The organism is Pseudocitrobacter sp. 2023LY-00077 (genome assembly GCF_055796175.1).
The window spans coordinates 59929-82446 of record NZ_JBSPEI010000008.1 but is presented as its reverse complement, the minus strand read 5'-3'; the positions used below and the strand labels follow the sequence as shown (position 1 = coordinate 82446).

The following is a 22518-nucleotide window of genomic DNA, read 5'->3' as shown; positions in this document are numbered from 1 at the left end:
TGTTACTGGCTGACCACGGCCTCTTCACCCTGTGAACGGCTGCTGAAGAAGACCAGCAGCAGCGCAAACCCTGCCACAATCGCCCCCATTACCGGCACAAAGCTGTAACCCAGTCCACCGGAGATCACCGCGCCACCGGCTACGGCACCCAGCGCATTGCCGAGATTAAACGCGCCAATATTGACCGAAGAAGAGAGCCCCGGCGCTTCGTGCGCAACACGCATTACGCGCATCTGCAACGGTGGCACCACCGCAAAGGTCGCCGCGCCCCACACCACCATACTGAACGCCGCGCCGATTTCCGTACGCGCAAGGAACGGGATCGCCAGCATAATCAGCATCAACAGCAGCAGAAAACCTTTCAGCGTACCGCTCACTGAACGGTCAGCAAATTTACCGCCAAGATAGTTACCGATTGAGAAGCCCACGCCAATCAGTACCAGCATTAATGTGATAAAGGCAGGCGTCGCATTCGTGATGGTGTGCAGAACCGGAGAAATATAGGTATAGAGCGTGAACATCGCCCCAGCGCCCAGTACGGTCGTGAGCAACGCAGACAATACCTGTGGGCGTACCAGCACCGACAGTTCACGTTTCACGTCTGGTTTCTCACCCGCCCCGCCCTTCGGCAGCGACAACCACAGGCCGATTATTGCAATTACGCCCAGCCCTGCCGTCGCCAGGAACGACATGCGCCAGCCGATGGTCTCCCCAAGCCACGTGGCCGCCGGAACGCCACCGATATTGGCGATGGTCAACCCCATAAACATGGTCGCTACCGCGCTGGCTTGTTTATGTTTTGGCACCACGCTTGCGGCAACCACCGACCCCAGACCAAAGAACGCGCCGTGGTTGAGGCTGGTTATAATGCGTGACAGCATCAGCGTGGTGTAATCCGGGGCGATAGCAGAAAGGACGTTACCCAGGGTAAAAATCGCCATCAGGAAAATTAAGGCATTGCGGCGTGCGCGATGTGAGAGCAGCAGCGTCATCAGCGGCGCGCCAACCATGACACCTACGGCGTAGGCGCTGATCAACATACCTGCGGCAGGAATCGAGACATCAACCCCTTTGGCAATAACGGGTAATAGCCCCATCGGCGAAAATTCGGTGGTACCTATCCCGAATGCGCCTACGGCTAACGCCAGTAAGGGATAATTCACTTTCATGCTTTGACTCCGGTTTGCCGCAAACGCAGGGCGGCGTGACAACAGATAGCAAAAGCATGACATCAATCACAAAAAAACAGAAGTGAACAAATTAGCAAAATATTTTTGCTGAATTGATAACAATCTCAGAGAGGGAGAGCAGCCTCTCCCTTTAGGATGGGTTAATGCAGGACGGCGGTCAGCGCGGCAGCCACGATCAGCGCCAGCGTAATAACCGTGGTGGTAATTGACATCTTCAGTTCGGTACTCATCAATTTTTCTCCTTATTATCCCCACACCAAAAGTGAGCTATGTCATTTTTGCACACTTATTCGCAAAAATCTTCCCGGATTTCACGCAATAACCTATTTTGCGCTTCCACTTTTGTCAAAGATAAGACAAAATTCGACGCTTATTAAAAAGTGTATCGGCCATTGACCCCCTCCTGTCGTCCTGTGTCGTTTTCCCGGCGAACCGCAATTCATAACATTGCGCCAGGGTGAGTGAAGGCAAACGTTTTCGTATTGAATCGATCAGGGGCAGGCCCGGGTCTGGAGTGAGATGGAATGGCAACTATTAAAGATGTAGCGAAGCGCGCAAACGTTTCCACTACAACTGTATCACATGTGATTAACAAGACACGTTTTGTCGCCGAAGAGACGCGTGAAGCGGTGTGGGCGGCAATCAAAGAATTGCACTACTCTCCCAGCGCCGTGGCCCGCAGCCTGAAGGTCAATCACACCAAATCCATTGGTTTGTTGGCGACCAGCAGCGAAGCTGCCTACTTTGCAGAAATTATTGAAGCCGTTGAGAAGAACTGCTTCCAGAAAGGCTATACCCTGATCCTCGGTAATGCGTGGAACAATCTTGAGAAACAGCGCGCGTATCTTTCCATGATGGCGCAGAAGCGCGTGGACGGCCTGCTGGTGATGTGTTCCGAATATCCGGATTCGCTGCTGCAGATGCTGGAAGAGTACCGTCATATTCCGATGGTGGTTATGGACTGGGGCGAAGCGAAAGCTGACTTTACCGACTCAGTTATCGATAACGCCTTCGAAGGCGGCTATATGGCTGGTCGTTATCTGGTGGAACGTGGGCATCGCGAAATTGGCGTGATCCCAGGCCCGCTGGAGCGCAATACCGGCGCAGGTCGTCTGGCTGGCTTTATGAAAGCCATGGAAGAGATGATGATCAAGGTGCCGGAAAACTGGATTGTGCAGGGCGATTTCGAACCGGAATCCGGCTATCGCGCGATGCAGCAAATACTGTCCCAGAATCCGCGCCCTACCGCTATCTTCTGTGGTGGCGATGTCATGGCGATGGGCGCGTTGTGCGCCGCAGACGAAATGGGGCTGCGCGTGCCGCAGGATATCTCGCTGATTGGTTACGACAACGTGCGCAACTCGCGTTTCTTTACCCCGGCTCTGACCACCATCCACCAGCCGAAGGATTCCCTCGGGGAAACCGCCTTCAATATGCTGATGGACCGAATTGTCAGTAAACGCGAAGAGTCGCAGTCCATTGAAGTGCACCCACGCCTGATTGAACGCCGTTCCGTGGCCGACGGCCCGTTCCGCGACTATCGTCGTTAAGCCTCTTTGCGAACGCTCGCTGCGGGCGTTCGCAACCATTCGTTGTTCAGCGTTTCACTGTCCCCTAAATATTCGAGTAACCAGCTTAGCGCCGGTGAACTGTCATTTTGTTGCCACGTAAGGCAACAGGCCGCATCGGGAAACGGGTTTTCCAGTTCCAGAGCAACCCATTCGCCTTTATCTATCTTCGGTCGCGCAAAATGCTCTGGCACCATGCCAACGCATAATCCTGCGGATAAGCAGGTTTCTGACGATTCCCAGTCAGGCACAACGACCCGCTTCTGGTTGTCCAGTAACCAGGTAGTACGTTTAGGTAACGAACGTGACGTATCTTCGCGCACCAGCGACGGCCAGTTGCGCAACACGTCATCACTGAGCGGCCCCGCCATCTGCGCCAGCGGATGCGAACGAGCTACCACGCACTGCCAGCTCAGCATGCCCATATCGCGAAACGCATAGCGCCCCCCCACGGGAATCGCGCGCGTCGCGCCAATCGCTAACTCAACGCGCCCATCCGCCAGTGCATCCCATACGCCATTAAATACTTCCTGATACACCAGCAGCTCAACGTCGCTGAAGTGGCGATAAAAATCGACAATCATCTGTCGGGTGCGCTCTGGTTTTACGATATTGTCCACCGCGATAGCCAACTGCCCTCTCCAGCCATTAGCAATTTGCTGACACTGCTGACGGGTGATCTGCATTTTTTTGATAACAGAGCGCCCCTCTTTCAAAAACCATGCCCCGGCGGGGGTTAATTCTACATCCCGGTGGCGACGTTCAAACAGCGGAACCGCCAGCCACTCCTCCAGTTGACGTACCGTATAACTGATTGCAGAAGGTACACGGTGCAGCTCATTTGCCGCGCCACTAAAGCTGCCATTCCGCGCAACGGCATCCACAACTTCAAGTGAATATTCAGACCACATTTTCTGCTCACAAATTTTTTGAAACCAACACGCAAATATTAGCGTTTCACAAGGGAGATTTCACTCTCTACACTCTCAGCCTCTTCCAAAACAAGAAAAGGCGTTTTTATGCAACCTGGGAAAGGATTTTTAGTCTGGCTCGCCGGCCTGAGCGTGTTGGGCTTTTTGGCCACCGATATGTATCTTCCGGCCTTCGCCGTGATTCAAAACGATCTCCAAACACCGGCAGCGGCTGTCAGCGCCAGCCTGAGTCTGTTTCTTGCCGGGTTTGCTCTCGCGCAGCTGCTTTGGGGGCCGCTTTCAGATCGTTATGGCCGCAAGCCTGTTCTGCTGATTGGCCTGACCATCTTCGCCTTTGGCTGTCTGGGTATGCTGTGGGTTCGTGATGCCACCACCCTGCTGATTCTGCGTTTTGTACAAGCCGTAGGCGTCTGTGCTGCGGCAGTGACCTGGCAGGCTATGGTGACGGATTATTATCCAGCACAGCGAACTAACCGTATTTTCGCCACCATCATGCCGCTGGTCGGGCTTTCTCCGGCGCTGGCACCGTTACTGGGAAGCTGGATCCTGCATCATTTTGAATGGCAGGCCATCTTTGCCACCCTGTTTATCATCACCGTTATGTTGATGATTCCGGCCCTGCGCCTGAAACCCGCACATAAAAAGAACGCGGTCAGTGAAAACAAACTAACCTTTATGAAACTCCTGCGCAGTCAGGACTATCGCGGCAACGTACTTATCTACGCCGCCTGCTCCGCCAGCTTCTTTGCCTGGCTGACCGGTTCGCCATTTATCCTCAATGCCATGGGCTACAGCCCAACGGTGATTGGCCTGAGCTACGTCCCACAGACTATCGCGTTCCTGGTCGGCGGTTATGGCTGCCGAGCCGCGTTGCAAAAATGGGATGGCGGGAAACTGCTACCGTGGTTGCTAATGGTGTTTGCGGTAAGCGTACTTGCCACCTGGGGCGTCGGCCTCACCGCACATGTGTCGCTCACCGCGCTGCTGATTCCATTCTGCGTGATGGCAATGGCTAACGGCGCGATTTACCCGATCGTCGTGGCGCGCGCGCTGCGTCCATTCCCGCAGGCAACAGGCCGCGCGGCAGCATTACAGAATACACTGCAATTAGGTCTTTGCTTCCTCGCAAGCCTGGTGGTTTCTTCATTGATTGCCGCCCCGCTGCTGGCCACCACCAGCGTAATGGTCGCCACCGTCGTTCTCGCCGGGATTGGCTATAAGTTGCAGGCTGGCGCAGAGGAAAATTCAGCTGAAGAAACTTCTCGTGCCTAACGTCATGAATATCAATGTTATTAACTCGTAGTTAGTTTGCTAAGATTTTTGATTGAATCAGTAGATTTTGCGTCCTATACTGAATCGGTGTCACATAATTACGATAGTTATTACTTGTTAACGGGAGCAGGACGCCTCCCGGTTCCCCAGGGATGGTCTTTTCGGCAAGGGTAATCTCCCTTCCTCTGTGCTACGTCGGATAGCAGGCTCACGGAAGTTCCGTGAGATTTCTCACAAACTCTAAAAAGCGTCTACGCTGTTTTAAGGTTCTGATCACCGGGTCGGGATGGAGAAGCTATGAGCTCATCATGTATAGAAGAAGTTAGCGTACCGAATGATGACTGGTACCGCATCACCAACGAACTGTTAAGCCGGGCAGGCATTGAAATTAACGGTAACGCCCCCGCAGACTTGCAGGTCAAAAATCCCCAGTTTTTTAAACGTGTATTGCAGGAAGGTTCTCTGGGGCTAGGCGAAAGCTATATGGACGGTTGGTGGGAATGCGAGCGTCTGGATATTTTCTTCCAGAAAGTCCTGCGTGCTGGACTGGAAAATCAACTGCCCCGCCACCTGAAAGATACGCTGCGTATCGCGGCGGCCCGTCTGTTTAATCTGCAAAGTAAAAAACGCGCCTGGATGGTGGGTAAAGAGCATTACGATCTTGGCAACGATCTCTTCAGCCGCATGCTGGATCCCTTTATGCAGTACTCCTGTGGCTACTGGAAAGATGCCCAGACTCTGGAAGAGGCCCAGCAGGCGAAGCTCAATCTGATCTGCCAGAAACTGAAACTTGAGCCCGGTATGCGCGTGCTGGATATTGGCTGCGGCTGGGGCGGGCTGGCTCAGTTCATGGCCGAGCACTATGGCGTGAGCGTGGTCGGCGTAACCATTTCCGCTGAGCAACAAAAAATGGCGCAACAGCGCTGTGAAGGACTGGACGTCACCATTCTGCTTCAGGACTACCGTGATCTGCACGATAAGTTTGACCGCATCGTTTCCGTCGGCATGTTTGAACACGTCGGGCCAAAAAACTACGCCACCTATTTCTCTGTGGTGGACAGAAACCTGAAACCAGACGGTTTATTCCTGTTGCACACCATCGGTTCAAAACGTACGGACCTGAACGTCGATCCGTGGATTAACAAATACATCTTCCCGAACGGCTGCCTCCCCTCCGTGCGCCATATCGCTAACGCCAGTGAGCCGCATTTTGTGATGGAAGACTGGCACAACTTTGGTGCGGATTACGACACCACGCTGATGGCCTGGCATGACCGTTTTCTGGAAAGCTGGCCGGAAATTGCTGACAACTATTCGGAACGTTTCAAAAGAATGTTTTCGTATTATCTGAATGCCTGCGCGGGGGCGTTTCGTGCGCGTGACATTCATCTCTGGCAGGTGGTTTTCTCGCGGGGCGTGGAGCACGGTTTACGCGTCGCACGCTAGTTGATCTCCCCCGGCATCCACCGGGGGATTTTTTTAGGCTTCAGGCTGCGCGGCTGCGATGGCTGCGGCTTCTTTCGCTGCCAGTACGCGTTCCACCGTATCAACAACGGCCTGCGTCTGCGGGTCAATCTCGATATTGATTTTATCGCCCAGACGCTTCGCGCCAAGGGTGGTGCGTTGCAGAGTTTCCGGAATCAGATGCACGCAGAAGCGCGTTGGCGTCACTTCACCGACCGTCAGGCTGATTCCATCAATACCGATAAAACCCTTGTACAGGATGTACTTCATCAGTGACGGTTCCTGGATTTTAAACCAGATCTGTTTGTTGTTTTCGGAGGCGACAATTTTCGCCACTTCCGCGGTGGTCATAATATGGCCTGACATCAAATGCCCGCCAATTTCGTCGCTGAATTTAGCCGCACGTTCAACGTTAACCACATCGCCGACGTTCACATCACCCAGATTGGTGATGCGCAGTGTCTCTTTCATCAGATCAAAGCTAATCTGATTACCGTTAATTTCGGTCACGGTCAGACAGCAGCCGTTGTGCGCTACCGATGCGCCCGTTTCCAGGCCATCCAGCATGTAGTCCGGCAGCTCTACAACGTGCGTGCGGAAATTCGGTTTTTCATCGATGGACACGATTTTTGCCGTGCCCTGCACAATACCAGTAAACATGCACTTAACTCCTGTCGATAATTACTCCGGCGGGGCTTACGGCCACACCGTATTTTCTGATACGAACAATAACAGTTGCCCAAACAGGTTGCCAGCCTCGGCGTAAAGACGTCGATTTTTAGACTGGCTTAATGGCAAATCCCCGCTACAATAGCTGGCAATCCTCTTTATTATCTTCTTGCTGCCTGTTCAGGCGGCTTTTCTGTCTCTCAAATAACAAAAAATATAGGTGTTAACGTGCAGAAGTATTTTAGCGAAGCGCGTCAGTTATTGGCTCTGGCTATCCCCGTTATTCTTGCGCAGGTTGCCCAAACGGCAATGGGGTTTGTGGATACCGTGATGGCGGGCGGTTACAGCGCGACCGATATGGCCGCCGTGGCTATCGGGACCTCCATCTGGTTACCGGCCATTTTATTTGGTCACGGTCTGCTGCTGGCGCTGACGCCAGTCATTGCTCAGCTCAATGGCTCGGGCCGACGCGAGCGTATCGCGGCGCAGGTTAGCCAGGGGTTCTGGCTGGCGGGCCTGGTGTCCGTGTTAATAATGGTTGTTCTGTGGAACGCGGGCTATATCATCCGCTCGATGCATAATATCGACCCGGCGCTGGCGGATAAAGCCGTCGGCTATTTACGTGCACTGCTGTGGGGTGCGCCGGGCTATCTGTGCTTCCAGGTCGCGCGTAACCAGTGCGAAGGGCTGGCGAAAACCAAACCGGGCATGGTGATGGGGTTTATTGGTTTACTGGTTAACATTCCGGTGAACTATATCTTTATCTACGGTCATTTCGGCATGCCGGAACTGGGCGGCGTGGGCTGCGGCGTCGCCACGGCGGCAGTCTATTGGGTGATGTTTATCAGCATGCTTTATTACATCAAGCATGCCGGTTCAATGCGCGATATCCGTAATAATGAGGGTTTTGTTAAACCCGATGTCACCGTTCTTAAACGCCTCTCTTCACTCGGGTTGCCGATTGCGCTGGCGCTGTTTTTCGAAGTCACGCTGTTTGCCGTGGTGGCATTGTTGGTGTCGCCGTTGGGTATTGTCGATGTCGCAGGACACCAGATTGCGCTGAACTTTAGCTCGTTGATGTTCGTTCTGCCGATGTCGCTGGCGGCAGCGGTCACTATTCGCGTGGGATTCCGTTTGGGCCAGGGCTCTACCCTCGATGCGCAAACATCGGCCTGGACCGGGCTGGGTGTCGGCGTTTGCATGGCAGTGTTAACGGCCATTTTCACCGTGTCGCTGCGCGAGCATATCGCCCTGCTGTATAACGATAATCCTGAAGTGGTCACGCTCGCGGCACAGTTGATGTTGCTGGCGGCGCTGTACCAGATTTCTGACTCCATTCAGGTGATCGGCAGCGGTATTTTACGTGGCTATAAAGATACGCGCTCCATCTTCTTTATCACCTTTATCGCCTATTGGGTGTTGGGCCTGCCGAGCGGTTACGTGCTGGCACTCACCGATCTGGTGGTTGAGAGAATGGGGCCTGCCGGTTTCTGGCTCGGTTTTATTATCGGCCTGACCTCTGCGGCGATTATGATGATGCTGAGAATGCGCTTTTTACAGCGTCAGCCCTCAAGCCTGATATTGCAGCGAGCTTCGCGCTAATCCTTTAAAGGCCGCATCCGTGCGGCTTTTTCATTAATGATGCAGCATTTCATCAACGACCTGCTCTGTGGTCATTTGCCACGGATAGTAGGTCGGCCAGTTATCCATCTCTTTCAACAGCGCTTCCTGTGATGTGTTGCCCATAAAAATGTGGAAATGGGCGGATTTACGCGGCGCGATGGTGTGATCGCTAAACTGCACGAATTTTGGCGCGGCTGAGCCTGCATCCTGACACTCAAAAAGATAACGTACGCCTTTTTTTCCTGACGCATAGGTCAATATTTTATGCCCGGCATAACGGTAGTGGCAGGTGTTCACCTTATCGCCGACATGAAACTCCATCACGCCATTTTCAATACCAATCGTCTCGACGTCGGTCGCATACCCCTGGCGGTAATAAGCCTTGATCTCTTCGGCGGTTTTACCCGATTCTTTTGCAGCTTTTTGCTTAAAAACAGGATCAAGATCGCCTTTCAGCAGCAGGCCGTTAACGGATTGCCATACGCCATCCCAGTCAGAAAGCGCACGATCTTTTACCGCACTGTCTTCGAAAATACCGTTCGCCGCTTGTTGCTCGGCTGCCGTTAGCGGTACGCCATGGCTATGGTCGCCATGCGCATAGGCTGCGCTGGCCGTCATCAATGCTACTGTCAGTGTTATTTTCCCCAGATGTTTCAACGCCATTCCCTCATTCGTTAAAAAAATGAATGTTATATTATAACATTTCAAACTTCAACACGAACCCGGCAACTCGTCATCTCACCTCTCGCCTGTAAGCCGCACGGGTCAACGATTCATCCCTAACGGCAGAAAAATACGCCAGATGTGCATAAAACTTCTCCAGTCACATGAAATTGCACATTTTCCCCTTGCCACATCCGGCGGGTGCCGCTAATATTCGTCCCCGTTGTCACGACAACAATGCGTTCGTAGCTCAGTTGGTTAGAGCACCACCTTGACATGGTGGGGGTCGTTGGTTCGAGTCCAATCGAACGCACCATTTTGCGTTTATAGCTCAGTTGGTTAGAGCACCACCTTGACATGGTGGGGGTCGTTGGTTCGAGTCCAATTAAACGCACCATTATGCGTTCGTAGCTCAGTTGGTTAGAGCACCACCTTGACATGGTGGGGGTCGTTGGTTCGAGTCCAATCGAACGCACCATTCTCGTTTTATCTCCCCTCTTTCTTCTTACTCTTTTCTTTTGCTCCTCATCTATTTTGAATAAATAAAAAGCACCATGAGTAATGAACAACAATTTGCCCATTACCCACGATGCCTTCAATAATATTCAGCGATAAGTAATCTGTAACACCTGTAAATTAGGGTTGTCCGCAACGTTATACACTTGTGCCGTCGCGAGATGCTGCATCATCGTAAATTGTGCACCCTGACGTAAAGATTGCGTTTCGCGCTGCTGCTTTCCATCACGGAAACAGGAGACGTGAACCACATCACGCTCAGGATTGACGCGGCAGGCTTCTTCAACAATCGAGCCGCGGAAGTGAATTACCCCTGAATTAGCGTTCGCCAATACCGGGCATGCAAAGAGAGCGGCCATCAGGCCATACTGAAGAGTACGTTTCATCCGTGTATACCTCACGTCCTGTGAGAAAGTCCTGTGACGCGGTGGACGAAGCCCATCAATCATTGATAAGCGTTTATTTCAACCATCCCACATCACATCCAAATAAGCCGAGAATGATTTAAGAATTTTCTCAATCTCAGAATTAATGTAGCGTGATTTTTTACGGCTGAAAATAGTATTACCCGCGATATCTTCTATCGATAATCAAAAATGAGATGTCGCGCAAGTCTACGTCGTAGAGCTCATACTCAAATTATTTGCGACCTGATGATTTTCCAATCGATCGATGTAACTCATTGATTCTCTTCATTGAACGAATAGTGCGCTGCGATGTGGTTGATGCCACGCTCAGCACCAGCATTTCAAGGCAAACCATCACCGTGCCATGCAGCGGCACGCGTCCATTTTCACCGCGCGGAACCTCGATCACCACCTGAGACAGTTCGCTGAATCGTGATTCCGTCGCCTGCGTCAACAAAATAACCGGGATCCCCAAACGCTTCGCCTCGCCAAGCGCGGTGAGTCCTTCCCGGTGCGGCGACTTCTGTCCCATCATGATCAGCACATCACCGCGCTGCATAGAAATAAGCTGTTCCGCCAGGCTGAAGCCGGTACGGTTAAGCACATAAGACGGTAAACCAATGCGGCTGAATAAGCGCGCGGTGTATTCCGAGAGGATCCCGGATGCGCCAATGCCAAATAATCCGACCTGACGCGCCTCACTCAATAGCGCGACGGCCTGAGCGATAGCGACACGGTTGTGGGGACTTGCCAGCATTTCACAGGCGCGCTGGTGCCCTTCCAGCACAAAGTCGATGCTGGAATGTACGTCGCTGGTTAATTCGCTGACCGTCGAGACCATTTTCTCCGACGAGGTAATGGTGGGGCCAAACCAGTGTGCCATCGTTTGTTTTAAATCACGCAGCCCGGCAAACCCCAGAGCCTGGATCGCGCGCACCACGGTCGCATCTGATGTGTTCGTGGCGTGGGCGATTTCCATCGCCGTGTGGTCGAGCACCGCTTCTCGATTGTCATCAATCCACTGCACGACAGCCAACAGGCGCGGGGAAAGCTGCGCGCTACGGTGGCGCAATCGTTCGCCAAACAGATCGACCCGGCGTTTATCCTTGCGTTGCGGCATCCGTGTCATTTTGCGTCTCCTGGCACTGGCCGCCCGGCGATATGCGATTGTACCTGGGCCACCATCAGACTCAGCGCGGCAAAGGAGTTGGAAATCACCTCTTCACGCGGCAGCAGAATGTAGCGCCCGGTACGGCAGGCTTGCATAAAATCACACCAGCCCGGCATCACTTTTTCCATTGCCTGAAGCTCATCCTGTGGTTTGCCCCCCGTGTCTGAACGGTATGTTGCAAAGATAAAATCCGCATCCAGGTCGGGAAGTTGCTCTGCGCTGACGTCGATACGCTGCCCGTCAGGAATCGCGTCAACCAGCGGCGGGAAGCGGAAGCCCGCATCACGTAATACGCGTCCCAGAGTGTGATAGCTATGATGCACGGTGACTTTGCCATTATTGGCCTGAATCACCGAAACCGTGATTTTCTGCGTATCTATCGTCTGTTTAAGCTGCGCGATTTGCGCCTGATAGCGACGTTCCAGCACAGCAAGGCGCGCCTGGGTGCCGGTGAGCTGCGCCAGTTTGCTGTAAATACGCGGCGCACTGCCGAGCAGATGATCGATACTGACCGTCGGCGCGATTTTCGCCAGTTGCTCCACCGGCACATTTCGGTTCGGTTCAGTAATAATCAGATCGGGCTTTGCCGCCGCAATCGCTTCTAAATCGATATCAGCCGTGCCAATAAATGCAATGTCGCTGTTATCAAAGTCGATGCCGGTGAGCTGCGCGCTGGAGCGCAAATAGTGGCTGCCATCCGGGCGCGTTCGACCGTGGCTAGCAATCGGCGGCGCACCCAGCTCGATCAACGGGATCGTGATATCCAGATCGTGAAGAGAGACGATTCGCTGCGGATGCACGGGTACCTGCACGACACGCCCGAGATCGTCGGTAAACGGTTGAGTTTGCGCACCTGCCGATGCCACCACGCCTGCCAGCATGAGTAATAACCAACGCATGATTCAGTCCTTATAAAACGTCGCGACGACGCCATAACAGCAAAATGAAGAAGGGACAGCCAAACAGAGAAATCACAATGCCTGCCGGAATTTGTAAGGGAGCAAAAGCCAGCCGTCCAACCGTGTCGGTCACCAGTACCAACAGAGCACCGATCAGCGCGCTGCCACTCAACAACGCCACCTGCCCGCCGCGCAGCCAGAATCGCGCCATATGCGGTGCCATAAGCCCCACAAATCCCAGGCTGCCGACGCAGGAAACGCTCGCCGAGGTCAGCAGGACGGGTGCCAAAAACCGCAGCCAGGTTAAGCGCGTAATATCCACGCCTAGCCCGTTAGCAACCTGATTGCCCAGCAGCGCCACATCTGCCGCCCGGGCGGTGAGATAAAGAATGATCATCGCAGGCAGCGCCCAGACCAGCGCCACCAGCAGCAGCGGCCAGGTCGCGGCGTGCAAACTTCCGGCAAGCCAGGTCATCGCCGTTTGCACATCGCGAATATCTGCCGTGGTGATAAAAATGCCCATCGCCGCCGACAGCGCCCAGGAGACGCCAATGCCGACCAGAATAAAACGCGGTCGTGAGAGATCCCTTGCCAGCACCATCACCAACAGCGCAATCAGCAGCCCGCCTGCCATCCCGGCGAGTGGACGCCAGACCAGCCCCACGGACGGAAACAGTAAAATCAGCGTGAGCACCACCACGCTGGTCCCCTCTTTGACGCCAATTAAACCGGGGTCGGCAAGACCATTGCGGGTAATAGATTGCATCGCCGCCCCCGCCATACCGAGCATGCCTCCGCACAGAACCGCCATCAGCAGGCGCGGTAGACGGATATCCCGCACGATGGTCATCTGCTGCGCGTCGAGCGCGTCGGGCATAAAAAGCGCCTTGCCAATAGCGCTGGCGGGAATGGGTAACGACCCGCGCGTGACGCCAAAGAGAATTAACATCACGATGATTGCCGCCAGTGTCGCCGCAATTTTTAACGCTCGCGGGCGAATCAGCCTCTGGAATACGCCCAGTGATAATCGACGAAAGCCCGCGCGTGCAATGACGTGATTCATTTGAAAAACCTCACGGCAATCAGGATAAACAGCGGTGCGCCAACCAACGCGGTCATTACGCCCGTCGCCAGTTCCTGCGGCGTCAGCAGCCAGCGGGCAAAGATATCGGCAATCAGCAACAGCGCAGCGCCCACCGGCATTGCCAGCAGTAAGCCGCTGCGCAGGTTGTGTCCGGCCAGATAACGCACAATATGCGGCACCACCAGGCCGATAAAGCCAATGGGCCCGGCGACCGTCACCGCGCCGCCGCACAGCAGCGCAATGGCGACAACCGACAACGCACGTGTGCGCGTGACATTCACGCCCAGCCCGCGGGCAACGTTATCGCCGAGCGCTAGTTGGGCTATATGCGACGCCAGTAGCATTGCCATCAGCAGGCCTGTTGCCATGGGGATCACGGCAATGCGAAGTACGCTCTGGCTCACGCCCGCCAGGTCGCCCGCAAGCCAGGTGCGCATGGCCTGCAACGTTTGTTCATCGAGGATCAGAATCGCCGCGCTTACCGCTGACGCAAATGCGGACAGCGCCACACCGCAAAGGGTGATTTTCATCGCCGTCGGGCCACTGCGCCCGGCGCTGGCGGTGAACATCACCAGCGCGAATAATCCACCCGCGCCGCAGGCCGCCACCAGCGGTTGCATTACGCCCCATTGCGCCGAGGTGACGCCTGATGCAGAGCAGAGCACGACCGCCAGCGTAGCACCGGCATTCAGACCAAGAATATGCGGTTCGCCCAGCGGATTGCGGATCACCGTTTGCAGAAGCATCCCGGCGACGCCCAGCGCCGCGCCGGTAAGCAGCGCGGCGATAAGACGCGTCAACCGCAGGCTGACAATAATACGATGATCAAAATTGCGCGGATCGTAGTTCAGCAACGCCTCTACGACCGTGCGGGGGGAAATGGCCCGCGCCCCTAAGCCTAGATGGATTACCGCACTCGCCATGAGCACCAGCGTAAGAGGCACAACCGCCAGCGTTGCACGACGCAAAGAAGGGTGTCGGGCGATCGACGAAGCCGCCATCATGCGTGGTCCGCCACTGCGCGAAACGGCATAAACCACGGTTTGCCATTCTGCGGGTTTATCATCATCTCGACGTCAACATCAAACACATGGCGGATCAGCTCCGGCGTACAGCGGGTCAGGTCGTCCAGCACCTCAACCACCCGTCCCTGTTTCATCAGCACCAGCGTATCGGCGTAATTAACCGCGAAATTGAGGTCGTGCAGAACGGTGACCACGGTGCGGCCATGATCGCGGGTTAAGCGTTGCAGAAGTTGCAGGATCTCCACCTGATAACGCAGATCCAGCCACGCCGTCGGTTCATCAAGCAGAATGGTCGGTGTCTGCTGCGCCAGCGCCATCGCTATCCAGCAGCGTTGACGCTGCCCGCCAGAGAGACTCTCAACGGGTAAGTGCGCCAGAGCAGCGGTGCCCGTCAGGGCCAGCGCGTCTGTCACCGCGCGTTCATCATCATCAGACCATTGGCGAATCAGCCCCTGCCAGGGAAAACGTCCCCTTGAGACCAGTTCAAAAACGGTTAATCCTTCCGGCGTGATCGGCGACTGCGGCAAAATACCCATCTGTCGGGCGACCTGTTTAGTGGGCTGTTGATGAATGTCGCGCCCGTTCAGGTGTACGCTTCCAGCCTGCGGTTTTAACGTCCGCGCGATGGTCGATAACAGCGTCGATTTTCCCGACCCGTTAGCGCCGATCAGAACAGTGAGTTTCCCGGCAGGAAGCGTAAGGTTGATGTCATTGACGATACGCTGGCTGCCATAGCCCGCGCATAACGATTTCAGCACAATGCCTTGTTCGGCGTGCGGTGATTGCCGTTGTGGCATGGTTTAACTCTCCGGCCACTGCGGCCTGGCTTCAAATTGGAATAAATCTCATTCTCTTTTGATCATGCAGTGTCGTAATGTAGTAGTCAATAGCGCTACATCTTCAGCTCGCTTTACGGCCACATCGTGTACACAATGCCGGTCAGAAAGTCAGTAATACATTATTTATCAGGTATATATTTTCTTTTCACTCCAATTACCGCCGCCAATTTCGCTGCGAATCACGCCCCTCTTTTTTTATTACCATAATCATTTACTACTACATCCCCGCATGGTTGAATGATTCTCAATTACAAACCTGAGCGCATCTCACGATCGCAAACAGGTATGCCATGCAATACCGGGCAATGACTTTTCGTGATTTTGAGCTGCCAGATACGGCAGCTTTTTTATGGGAAAACAGACAGATGACACACTTAACCCCGACGTTCACGGGCAAAAATGGCTATGCGCTTTTTTCACTGCTCTTCCTTGGCGTGACAACCGCCCCTTCTGTCAGCGCAGCCACTGCCGACCAGAAGCCAAAGGAAGAGACGATGACGGTCGACGCAAGCGTCGCGCAGGCCGATAAAAACGTGACCGACGGCTATCAACCACTGAGCACCTCTACCGCCACACTCACATCGATGCCGATGCTGGATATTCCGCAGGTCGTGAATACGGTCAGCGATCGGGTACTCACCGATCAGCATGCCACTACGCTTGATGAAGCGTTGTATAACGTCGCCAACGTGGTGCAAACCAATACTCTCGGCGGGACGCAGGATGCGTTTACCCGTCGAGGCTTCAGCGCCAACCGCGACGGTTCGATAATGACCAACGGCCTGCGTACCGTGTTGCCCCGCAGCTTCAACGCCGCCACGTCACGCGTGGAAGTGCTGAAAGGCCCCTCCTCTACGCTGTACGGAATTCTCGACCCTGGCGGGTTAATTAACGTCGTGACCAAACGTCCGGAACAACAATTTGCTGGCGAGATTTCTGCCACCTCCAGCAGCTTTGGCGGCGGTACCGGGCAGCTTGATGTGACCGGTCCGATTGAAGGCACGCGGCTGGCTTATCGGTTAATTGGCGAATATCAGCACGAAGATTACTGGCGTAATTTTGGCAAGGAACAGAGCAGCTTTATCGCCCCTTCCCTGACCTGGTTTGGCGACGATGCGACGGTTAACGTGTCGTACTCGCACCGCAACTATCGCACGCCGTTCGATCGCGGCACCATTTTTGACCTCGATACCGGGCACGCGGTGAAGGTTTCGCGCAAGGAGCGTTTCGATGAGCCTTACAATGAAACCAACGGTGAGTCGGATCTGGCGCAACTGAATGCCGAGTATCGCCTCAACCCCGAATGGACGGCGCGTTTTGATTACAGTTTCAGCCAGGATAAATATGACGACAACCAGGCGCGCGTGACGGCCTATGACTCCGCCACCGGCGATCTGACGCGCCGCGTCGATGCCACGCAGGGATCAACCCAGCGGATGCACAGCACGCGGGCGGATCTTCAGGGCAATATTGTGATTGGTGGTTTCTATAACGAGCTTTTGACCGGCGTAGCGTATGAAAATTACGATCTGCTGCGTACGGACATGATTCGCTGTAAGAATGTAAAAGGATTCAATATCTACAACCCGGTATATGGGACGGTAGGAAAATGTACCACCGTTTCTGAATCCGACAGCGATCAGCGCATCAAACAGGAGAGCTACGCGACCTACGTTCAGGACGCGTTATATCTGACTGATAAATGGATTGCCGTGGCGGGCGCGCGTTACCAGTACTACACGCAATATGCCGGGAAAGGTCGTCCGTTTAACGTTAATACCGACAGCCACGATGAAAAACTGACGCCGAAATTTGGCCTGGTGTATAAGCTATCGCCCTCGGTTTCGCTGTTTGGCAACGTGTCACAGGCCTTTATGCCGCAGTCATCCATCGCCAGCTATATCGGTAACCTGCCGCCGGAAGAGTCAACTGCCTATGAACTGGGTGCGAAATTTGATCTGTTCGATGGCGTAACCGCCAACATCGCGCTGTTTGATATTCATAAGAAAAACGTGCTCTATACCGAAGACGTGGGTGACGAAACTGTTGCTAAAACCGCAGGCAAGGTGCGCTCGCGCGGTGTCGAAGTGGATGTTGCAGGTTCACTCACGGAAAACCTCAACGTGATTGCCAGCTATGGCTACACGGATGCGAAAGTGCTGGAAGACCCGGATTACGCGGGTAAACCACTGCCAAACGTGCCGCGCCACACCGGTTCGCTGTTCCTGACCTATGACTTCAACAACGTTATCGACAGCAATACGCTGACCGTCGGCGGTGGCGGCCATGCGGTGAGCCGCCGCAGCGGCACCAACGGCGCGGATTATTACCTGCCGGGCTATGCGGTAGCCGATGTTTTCGCGGCGTACAAAATGAAGCTTAAATATCCGGTCACCTTGCAGGTTAATGTTAAAAATCTGTTTGATAAAACGTACTACACCTCTTCCATCGCCACGAACAATCTGGGCAACCAGATTGGCGATCCGCGAGAAGTGCAGTTCACGGTCAAAATGGCGTTCTGAACCGTCTGGCAGCCCTTGCGGCAAGGGCTGCCTCATACGAAATATTTACACATACTTGCAATCGCCCTTCACTTCCCGACACTTCCAGCAATCATAATATCCGTTTATGTTTTAGCGACTTGTTAACTGGATGAACATGATGAGTAAACAAAGACGTTTTACGCGCTGGGCAATGGGCATCGCGCTTGCCGCAACCGTTGCGTGGAGCCTGCCCATTTCCGCCAATACCTGGCCGCTGCCAACCAACGGTAGCCGTCTCGTCGGGGAAAACCGCTATCACGTGGTTGAAAATGACGGCGGCTCGCTGGAGGCAATCGCTAAAAAGTATAACGTCGGTTTCCTGGCGTTATTGCAGGCAAACCCTGGCGTAGACCCGTACGTTCCGCGTGCAGGCAGCGTGCTGACCATTCCACTGCAAACGCTTTTACCGGACGTGCCGCGTGAAGGTATCGTCATCAATCTGGCGGAATTGCGCCTCTATTACTACCCACCAGGAAGCAACAAGGTAACCGTCTACCCTATCGGCATTGGCCAGTTAGGCGGGGATACGGTAACGCCAACCATGGTGACCACCGTATCGGACAAACGTGCCAACCCGACCTGGACACCCACGGCAAACATTCGCGCGCGCTATAAAGCACAGGGCATTATTTTGCCTGCGGTGATGCCCGCCGGTCCGGATAACCCGATGGGCCATCACGCCATTCGCTTAGCAGCTCAGGGCGGCGTTTATCTGCTGCACGGAACGAACGCCGACTTCGGTATCGGCATGCGCGTTAGCTCCGGCTGTATTCGCCTGCGTGACGGTGATATCCGCAGCTTGTTTGAGAAAGTGACGCCGGGCACCAAAGTGAATATCATCAACACGCCGATTAAAGCCTCGGTTGAACCGGGCGGCGTGCATCTGGTTGAAGTTCACCAGCCCCTGTCGAAACATATCGATGATGACCCGAAAACGCAGCCTATTGTGCTGAATGAGACGATGAGTGCGTTTAAAGAGAAGGCACAGACGAATACTGATGTGATGAACTATGCGATGGAGCTGCGCTCCGGCATGCCGGTTGACGTCACCCGCCATCACGTTGCGCAAGAGCAGTCGATGTAACGCTGATTCCAGACAGGCAAAAGCCCTGAGTGATGCGATCACTCAGGGCTTTTTTATGGCAGTGGCTTATTTAAAACGGCATTAATGAGGGAGTTAATGCTTATTTATAAATAACAGCCGTACCGTGCAGGTTGTTCGGACCACTTACGGAAGTGATACGGAACGATTTAGCGCCCATTTCGTCTGCTTTCTGAGACAGCTGATCTTCCAGGGAAGCCAGGTTCGGGCCTGCTGATGCCGCGATGGTACCGACTTTGTGCTGATCCGCCGGGGTAGATTGAACTTCAACCGCAGCGAAACTTGCGAATGACAGAGAACTCAGAACAGCGGCGAGAGCCAGAGTTTTTACGTTTTTCATGATTATGACCTATGCAGATGAACTATGATGTAGAGCAAACTTTATTAACTTAACGATCGATAAGGTAATAATAATGAGATCTGGATCACTCGTCAACATGATTTTTATAACGATCATTTAAATAATTAAAATCAGCATATTTTTCATACCCATATGAATTATTTATTTTTGGGAATTCACCGCTGGCAGCCTGAAGCGATTATTTTTATAATGAGCGTTCACTAAAACCGAAAGAGGTACAACGGCACTATGACAACTGAGACGCAAAGTTGCGCTAAAAAGGGCCGTGGTCGACCAAAAGTATTTGACCGGGAAGCAGCGCTGGATAAAGCAATGACGCTTTTCTGGCAGCATGGCTACGAAGCCACGTCACTCTCCGATCTCGTAGAGGCCACGGGCGCAAAAGCACCTACCCTGTATGCAGAATTCGTGAATAAAGAGGGGCTCTTCCGCGCCGTTCTCGATCACTACATCGCTCACTTCGCCGCAAAACATGAAGCGAAGCTCTGTTGTGATGACAAGCGTGTGGATGAGGCGCTGAAAGATTACTTCACCGCTGTCGCGACCTGCTACACCAGTAAAGACACTCCGGCGGGCTGCTTTATGATTAACACGTCCGCCGCACTGGCGGCGTCGTCAAAAGAGATAGCCAAAACCATTAAATCCCGCCACGCCGTTCAGGAACAAACGCTGCGCGAGTTTTTACAGCATCGTCAGGAGAAAGGTGAAATTCCGGCCGGGAAAGATGTAAATGAGCTGGCGCTGTTCTTAAGCTGTGTATTGCAGGGTATGTCGATTAGCGCGCGCGAAGGCGCAAGTTTTGACACGTTGATGCAGATTACCCGTACGACGCTGGGGCTGTGGCCGCATATGTTGGGTGAGTGATTTTCTGGCGATAGGATAACGGTTGAGACGGGGAGCGATGGTATGTGAAGAACTCCCCGTTACACAGCATCAAGTGACATTGGCTGATAATTATCAGGTCCAATCCGTTTGTCTTTATCTGGTGGTTCTTTTTCTTCATTAAATTGCTCCTTTAACGCCAAAACAGTCGCAAAATTAAGTCGTTCACAAAATTTTTGATTAGCTATTTTACACTGACTGGAAGAGAGAAATTGCAGTTTTTCAAGGTCTTCCTTATCCGTATAAGTGCTAATATGACTAAGGATATAATCCGCTAAAGGTGGTCTGGCTTTAATTAGAGGCGATAACTCCTCAAGTCTGTACCATTCATCAACCAGCAGTCTCGCAATTCGGTCTGACGTTCCTTCGAGGATGTAACCATCATCACAATTGCGATAACGTGTATAGAAATCGTCTACGGCTCGCCAGGATGTTAGCGTGTCCATCGCGATGTCGGCTTTATCAAAGATTTGCGAGGGACATAACGCCGCATTAGGGGAGAACGCAGAGAGTGTTAAGATGAAAAATAATGTATTCATTTGTTATGGCATCCTCATCAGCATTTCTTTAAGTCTGATGTTTAAAATTAAGTCATCATTACAGTCCAATGGTGATAAATCATTAAGTGCTGGTATCTTCCTCCCTATCCATTTAAGATAATAATATTTCCCAACCTTGCCATAAATAACACTGGATAATGCCAAATCGCCATTGAACTCATTTGATAATTTTACCACATCCTCTAAGCCCTGATACTTTTCATATAATTTTGACAATGCTGCCCAGTCATTATCACCAGAATAATATTGCTCAAGACCACTCATTACCCCCCCCTATCAATTCTGTTTTAATTGTGCAAAAAAACATACTTCTGATGATCTTGCCATGGTATCACATTCAGCATGATGAATTCATTAACGCATTCTCTTCTGAGGGCTGTTTATTTATTATTTAAAAAATTCATCTTTAATCCTGAAAAATAACATAAATAAAAATCCCACATTAAACATCAATTTGTATCCTTTAGAAACAACCCCTTTGTTTTTAATAAAACCGCCAAGAAATGACTTGCTTACATTCTGTTGATTATAGCTTTGATGGAAGGATGCCACATTATCGACGCCGGAATCAATAATTGAGAACGCGAAGAAATATAAAAAAATATAAGCCGCAACCCAGCCACTCACTTCTGACCACACTTGAAGTTCTGCATCTTGTAGCCACACACTGACTTGCATAAACAAGAGACACCCAATTAAACCCCAAAACATTCTACATATTCTGTGGATATTATTTTGATCCATTATATTACCTTCGCTAGCCTCAGTTGCTGGATACGAAATAACCTTACTGAACAGTCGTGTCTGCACGCCAGTTACTTAACACAGGGGGCTTCTGCTACCGCCCCCCCTGACGCCACCACGCGGCATTCTGCGTGTCTGTATTCTACAAAAAGGCCATCATCTCCGGTGTGATTCTTCCACGTCCCACGCATATTTCGGAATCCATAAAGATGCCCTTACCCATCCTGTGCATAAAAAAAAGCCCCTCAGCCTGAGCGAATGAGGGGCTAAAACAACATTAACGCTATTTTTACGTTTTGTTAGTCAGGACCAATTGGCCATTATTATCCAGCGGAATTTGCGTTCCCGGATCTTTATCCATACGGATTTTCCCCTGCTGGTCGCCAATTTTATACGTCACGTCATATCCGAGCATTTTCTCGGATTTGTCATACACGGTTTTGCAGCGTTTCTGAGTGCTGGTGTAGGTATCATTATCCTGCATCGATCCCTGGATCTGATTCCCGGCGTAGCCGCCGCCTAATGCCCCTACCACCGTGGCAACGTCTTTCCCGCGCCCACCACCAAACTGATGACCAATCACGCCGCCAGCGACAGCGCCGAGCACGGAACCGGTGATACGGTTTTCATCCTGTACCGGGCGGCGATGGGTCACGGCCACATTGCGGCACTCTTCGCGCGGGGTTTTCACGGTTTCCTTGATAGGCTTAGCCGAAATCACCTGCGCGTACTGCGGGCCACGGTCGAACACGTTCAGGCTGGCGACTGCCGCCACGCCAAGCGCGGCGGCGACGCCAATCCCTATACCCGCCAACATCGATTTATTCACGGGAGATCCTCCTTTGTTGCTGATAGTAACAATTCTGCAACTTGACGAGGGGGTTAGCAAATGAGAAAGCGGATGAAAAGTGCGAGATAAAACCACAAACCAGCGTGATTCAGAGGAGTCTTAGCGGGAATTACCGTTAGTCAGCGAACAATCTGCTGAAAACGGCCCGACTGGA

The 22518-nt window shown here is 52.8% G+C and carries 23 protein-coding genes and 3 tRNA genes; 10 read left to right on the top strand and 16 right to left on the bottom strand.

Annotated elements, in window-relative coordinates:
- Nucleotides 1-2 precede the first annotated feature (2 nt).
- Both ACWWFX_RS12170 and cydH read right to left on the bottom strand, forming a co-directional pair.
- Nucleotides 3-1169, bottom strand: a complete 1167-nt coding sequence (locus ACWWFX_RS12170) for an MFS transporter (RefSeq protein WP_276220055.1) — start codon at nucleotides 1167-1169, stop codon at nucleotides 3-5.
- Nucleotides 1170-1330: 161 nt separating this feature from the next.
- Complete coding sequence (cydH, locus tag ACWWFX_RS12165) at nucleotides 1331-1420, bottom strand: cytochrome bd-I oxidase subunit CydH (protein WP_015964251.1); 90 nt, start codon at nucleotides 1418-1420, stop codon at nucleotides 1331-1333.
- Between the two features lie 294 nt (nucleotides 1421-1714).
- Between cydH and purR the strand changes: the two genes are divergently transcribed.
- The gene (gene purR, locus ACWWFX_RS12160) at nucleotides 1715-2740 is read left to right on the top strand and encodes an HTH-type transcriptional repressor PurR (RefSeq protein ID WP_276220054.1); all 1026 of its coding nucleotides are present in this window, start codon (nucleotides 1715-1717) and stop codon (nucleotides 2738-2740) included.
- Here purR and punR read toward each other — a convergent pair.
- Complete coding sequence (punR, locus tag ACWWFX_RS12155; RefSeq protein ID WP_473223902.1) at nucleotides 2737-3669, bottom strand: DNA-binding transcriptional activator PunR; 933 nt, start codon at nucleotides 3667-3669, stop codon at nucleotides 2737-2739. The genes purR and punR overlap by 4 nt on opposite strands.
- A 108-nt stretch (nucleotides 3670-3777) precedes the next feature.
- Here punR and punC point away from each other — a divergent pair, with 108 nt between their 5' ends.
- Nucleotides 3778-4962: a purine nucleoside transporter PunC gene (punC, locus tag ACWWFX_RS12150; RefSeq protein ID WP_473223901.1), complete on the top strand. Its 1185-nt coding sequence runs from the start codon at nucleotides 3778-3780 to the stop codon at nucleotides 4960-4962.
- 297 nt (nucleotides 4963-5259) lie between these two features.
- Nucleotides 5260-6408: a cyclopropane fatty acyl phospholipid synthase gene (gene cfa / locus ACWWFX_RS12145; RefSeq protein ID WP_276220051.1), complete on the top strand. Its 1149-nt coding sequence runs from the start codon at nucleotides 5260-5262 to the stop codon at nucleotides 6406-6408.
- Between the two features lie 33 nt (nucleotides 6409-6441).
- Here cfa and ACWWFX_RS12140 read toward each other — a convergent pair whose 3' ends face one another.
- Nucleotides 6442-7086: a riboflavin synthase subunit alpha gene (locus tag ACWWFX_RS12140; protein WP_473223900.1), complete on the bottom strand. Its 645-nt coding sequence runs from the start codon at nucleotides 7084-7086 to the stop codon at nucleotides 6442-6444.
- A gap of 237 nt (nucleotides 7087-7323) precedes the next feature.
- Here ACWWFX_RS12140 and mdtK point away from each other — a divergent pair, with 237 nt between their 5' ends.
- Nucleotides 7324-8697 (top strand): MdtK family multidrug efflux MATE transporter, encoded by a 1374-nt coding sequence (gene mdtK, locus ACWWFX_RS12135; protein ID WP_276220049.1) that lies wholly within the window; start codon nucleotides 7324-7326, stop codon nucleotides 8695-8697.
- 33 nt (nucleotides 8698-8730) lie between these two features.
- Here the strand turns inward: mdtK and zinT are convergent, their stop codons facing one another.
- Nucleotides 8731-9381: a metal-binding protein ZinT gene (gene zinT / locus ACWWFX_RS12130; RefSeq protein WP_276220048.1), complete on the bottom strand. Its 651-nt coding sequence runs from the start codon at nucleotides 9379-9381 to the stop codon at nucleotides 8731-8733.
- 239 nt (nucleotides 9382-9620) lie between these two features.
- On the opposite strand from zinT, the gene ACWWFX_RS12125 reads away from it, so the two are divergent.
- The 3 genes from ACWWFX_RS12125 (at nucleotide 9621) to ACWWFX_RS12115 (ending at nucleotide 9859) form a co-directional block, all read left to right on the top strand.
- Nucleotides 9621-9697: transfer RNA gene (locus ACWWFX_RS12125), tRNA-Val, on the top strand.
- Nucleotides 9698-9701: 4 nt separating this feature from the next.
- Nucleotides 9702-9778, top strand: a tRNA-Val gene (locus ACWWFX_RS12120).
- Between the two features lie 4 nt (nucleotides 9779-9782).
- Nucleotides 9783-9859 (top strand) — tRNA-Val (locus ACWWFX_RS12115).
- A gap of 127 nt (nucleotides 9860-9986) precedes the next feature.
- Here the strand turns inward: ACWWFX_RS12115 and ACWWFX_RS12110 are convergent.
- The 6 genes from ACWWFX_RS12110 to ACWWFX_RS12085 form a co-directional block, all read right to left on the bottom strand.
- A complete protein-coding gene (locus tag ACWWFX_RS12110) occupies nucleotides 9987-10283 on the bottom strand; it encodes a hypothetical protein (protein WP_473223899.1) in 297 nt (98 codons plus the stop codon).
- Between the two features lie 253 nt (nucleotides 10284-10536).
- Nucleotides 10537-11433 (bottom strand): MurR/RpiR family transcriptional regulator, encoded by an 897-nt coding sequence (locus tag ACWWFX_RS12105; RefSeq protein ID WP_473223898.1) that lies wholly within the window; start codon nucleotides 11431-11433, stop codon nucleotides 10537-10539.
- Entirely contained in the window at nucleotides 11430-12374 is a 945-nt protein-coding gene (locus ACWWFX_RS12100; RefSeq protein WP_473223897.1) for an ABC transporter substrate-binding protein, read from the bottom strand. Before ACWWFX_RS12100 ends, ACWWFX_RS12105 begins: the two co-directional genes overlap by 4 nt.
- 10 nt (nucleotides 12375-12384) lie before the next feature.
- Nucleotides 12385-13437 (bottom strand): FecCD family ABC transporter permease, encoded by a 1053-nt coding sequence (locus ACWWFX_RS12095; protein ID WP_473223896.1) that lies wholly within the window; start codon nucleotides 13435-13437, stop codon nucleotides 12385-12387.
- On the bottom strand, nucleotides 13434-14459 hold the full coding sequence (locus tag ACWWFX_RS12090) for a FecCD family ABC transporter permease (RefSeq protein WP_473223962.1): 1026 nt from the start codon (nucleotides 14457-14459) through the stop codon (nucleotides 13434-13436). Before ACWWFX_RS12090 ends, ACWWFX_RS12095 begins: the two co-directional genes overlap by 4 nt.
- Nucleotides 14459-15280, bottom strand: a complete 822-nt coding sequence (locus ACWWFX_RS12085) for an ABC transporter ATP-binding protein (protein ID WP_473223895.1) — start codon at nucleotides 15278-15280, stop codon at nucleotides 14459-14461. Before ACWWFX_RS12085 ends, ACWWFX_RS12090 begins: the two co-directional genes overlap by 1 nt.
- A gap of 407 nt (nucleotides 15281-15687) precedes the next feature.
- Between ACWWFX_RS12085 and ACWWFX_RS12080 the strand changes: the two genes are divergently transcribed.
- Nucleotides 15688-17844: a TonB-dependent siderophore receptor gene (locus tag ACWWFX_RS12080; protein ID WP_473223894.1), complete on the top strand. Its 2157-nt coding sequence runs from the start codon at nucleotides 15688-15690 to the stop codon at nucleotides 17842-17844.
- A gap of 139 nt (nucleotides 17845-17983) precedes the next feature.
- Nucleotides 17984-18949: a L,D-transpeptidase LdtC gene (gene ldtC / locus ACWWFX_RS12075; RefSeq protein WP_473223961.1), complete on the top strand. Its 966-nt coding sequence runs from the start codon at nucleotides 17984-17986 to the stop codon at nucleotides 18947-18949.
- Nucleotides 18950-19049: 100 nt separating this feature from the next.
- Here the strand turns inward: ldtC and bhsA are convergent, their stop codons facing one another.
- Nucleotides 19050-19307: a multiple stress resistance protein BhsA gene (bhsA, locus tag ACWWFX_RS12070; protein WP_015964235.1), complete on the bottom strand. Its 258-nt coding sequence runs from the start codon at nucleotides 19305-19307 to the stop codon at nucleotides 19050-19052.
- A 249-nt stretch (nucleotides 19308-19556) separates the two neighbouring features.
- On the opposite strand from bhsA, the gene ACWWFX_RS12065 reads away from it, so the two are divergent.
- Nucleotides 19557-20192, top strand: coding sequence for a TetR/AcrR family transcriptional regulator (locus ACWWFX_RS12065; RefSeq protein ID WP_015964234.1), 636 nt, complete (start codon nucleotides 19557-19559; stop codon nucleotides 20190-20192).
- A gap of 59 nt (nucleotides 20193-20251) precedes the next feature.
- Here ACWWFX_RS12065 and ACWWFX_RS12060 read toward each other — a convergent pair whose 3' ends face one another.
- From ACWWFX_RS12060 to ACWWFX_RS12045, 4 genes are all read right to left on the bottom strand, one after another.
- Nucleotides 20252-20749 (bottom strand): hypothetical protein, encoded by a 498-nt coding sequence (locus ACWWFX_RS12060; RefSeq protein ID WP_276220040.1) that lies wholly within the window; start codon nucleotides 20747-20749, stop codon nucleotides 20252-20254.
- Nucleotides 20750-20752: 3 nt separating this feature from the next.
- A complete protein-coding gene (locus tag ACWWFX_RS12055) occupies nucleotides 20753-21034 on the bottom strand; it encodes a hypothetical protein (protein ID WP_473223893.1) in 282 nt (93 codons plus the stop codon).
- Between the two features lie 123 nt (nucleotides 21035-21157).
- On the bottom strand, nucleotides 21158-21514 hold the full coding sequence (locus ACWWFX_RS12050; RefSeq protein ID WP_473223892.1) for a hypothetical protein: 357 nt from the start codon (nucleotides 21512-21514) through the stop codon (nucleotides 21158-21160).
- 289 nt (nucleotides 21515-21803) lie between these two features.
- The gene (locus ACWWFX_RS12045) at nucleotides 21804-22343 is read right to left on the bottom strand and encodes a glycine zipper 2TM domain-containing protein (RefSeq protein WP_015964230.1); all 540 of its coding nucleotides are present in this window, start codon (nucleotides 22341-22343) and stop codon (nucleotides 21804-21806) included.
- Nucleotides 22344-22518 lie beyond the last annotated feature (175 nt).

Coding starts and splice junctions, on each gene's coding strand:
- ACWWFX_RS12170 (WP_276220055.1), bottom strand. CDS start 1,169: ATGAAAGTGAATTATCCCTTACTGGCGTTAGCCGTAGGCGCATTCGGG.
- cydH (WP_015964251.1), bottom strand. CDS start 1,420: ATGAGTACCGAACTGAAGATGTCAATTACCACCACGGTTATTACGCTG.
- purR (WP_276220054.1), top strand. CDS start 1,715: ATGGCAACTATTAAAGATGTAGCGAAGCGCGCAAACGTTTCCACTACA.
- punR (WP_473223902.1), bottom strand. CDS start 3,669: ATGTGGTCTGAATATTCACTTGAAGTTGTGGATGCCGTTGCGCGGAAT.
- punC (WP_473223901.1), top strand. CDS start 3,778: ATGCAACCTGGGAAAGGATTTTTAGTCTGGCTCGCCGGCCTGAGCGTG.
- cfa (WP_276220051.1), top strand. CDS start 5,260: ATGAGCTCATCATGTATAGAAGAAGTTAGCGTACCGAATGATGACTGG.
- ACWWFX_RS12140 (WP_473223900.1), bottom strand. CDS start 7,086: ATGTTTACTGGTATTGTGCAGGGCACGGCAAAAATCGTGTCCATCGAT.
- zinT (WP_276220048.1), bottom strand. CDS start 9,381: ATGGCGTTGAAACATCTGGGGAAAATAACACTGACAGTAGCATTGATG.
- ACWWFX_RS12110 (WP_473223899.1), bottom strand. CDS start 10,283: ATGAAACGTACTCTTCAGTATGGCCTGATGGCCGCTCTCTTTGCATGC.
- ACWWFX_RS12105 (WP_473223898.1), bottom strand. CDS start 11,433: ATGACACGGATGCCGCAACGCAAGGATAAACGCCGGGTCGATCTGTTT.
- ACWWFX_RS12100 (WP_473223897.1), bottom strand. CDS start 12,374: ATGCGTTGGTTATTACTCATGCTGGCAGGCGTGGTGGCATCGGCAGGT.
- ACWWFX_RS12095 (WP_473223896.1), bottom strand. CDS start 13,437: ATGAATCACGTCATTGCACGCGCGGGCTTTCGTCGATTATCACTGGGC.
- ACWWFX_RS12090 (WP_473223962.1), bottom strand. CDS start 14,459: ATGGCGGCTTCGTCGATCGCCCGACACCCTTCTTTGCGTCGTGCAACG.
- ACWWFX_RS12085 (WP_473223895.1), bottom strand. CDS start 15,280: ATGCCACAACGGCAATCACCGCACGCCGAACAAGGCATTGTGCTGAAA.
- ACWWFX_RS12080 (WP_473223894.1), top strand. CDS start 15,688: ATGACACACTTAACCCCGACGTTCACGGGCAAAAATGGCTATGCGCTT.
- ldtC (WP_473223961.1), top strand. CDS start 17,984: ATGAGTAAACAAAGACGTTTTACGCGCTGGGCAATGGGCATCGCGCTT.
- bhsA (WP_015964235.1), bottom strand. CDS start 19,307: ATGAAAAACGTAAAAACTCTGGCTCTCGCCGCTGTTCTGAGTTCTCTG.
- ACWWFX_RS12065 (WP_015964234.1), top strand. CDS start 19,557: ATGACAACTGAGACGCAAAGTTGCGCTAAAAAGGGCCGTGGTCGACCA.
- ACWWFX_RS12060 (WP_276220040.1), bottom strand. CDS start 20,749: ATGAATACATTATTTTTCATCTTAACACTCTCTGCGTTCTCCCCTAAT.
- ACWWFX_RS12055 (WP_473223893.1), bottom strand. CDS start 21,034: ATGAGTGGTCTTGAGCAATATTATTCTGGTGATAATGACTGGGCAGCA.
- ACWWFX_RS12050 (WP_473223892.1), bottom strand. CDS start 21,514: ATGGATCAAAATAATATCCACAGAATATGTAGAATGTTTTGGGGTTTA.